The organism is Sphaerisporangium sp. NPDC049002, from assembly GCF_040649355.1.
Classification (GTDB): domain Bacteria; phylum Actinomycetota; class Actinomycetes; order Streptosporangiales; family Streptosporangiaceae; genus Sphaerisporangium.
Genome location: NZ_JBEZFH010000273.1, coordinates 1 through 275, shown reverse-complemented (window position 1 = coordinate 275; position 275 = coordinate 1). Strand labels below are relative to the sequence as shown.

Genomic DNA, 275 nt, shown 5'->3' with positions numbered 1-275 from the left:
CCGGAGACCACCTGGGAGGCGCTGGAGACGGCCCGCCGCATCGGCCCTCCCCCGGCGCCGAGCGGGGTGCCGGGCCTGCCGCCCGAGGTGGCCGAGCTGTGCAGGAGCTGCCTCGCCCAGGAGCCCGGCGATCGGCCAAGCGCACAGCACGTGGCGGAGACGCTCACCGCCTCGCTGAGCGCCTCGGTCGCCGCCGGTCGTGAGACGGCCGCGTGGATGCGGCGGGCGCGGATGGCCTCCGTCGCGGTCGCCGCGCTGGCCACCTGGACCGCCGC

1 pseudogene is annotated in these 275 nt (G+C 78.9%); it reads left to right on the top strand.

Going from position 1 to position 275, the window contains the following annotated elements:
• Positions 1–275, top strand: a pseudogene (locus AB0B89_RS32845) (hypothetical protein); the annotation flags it as partial.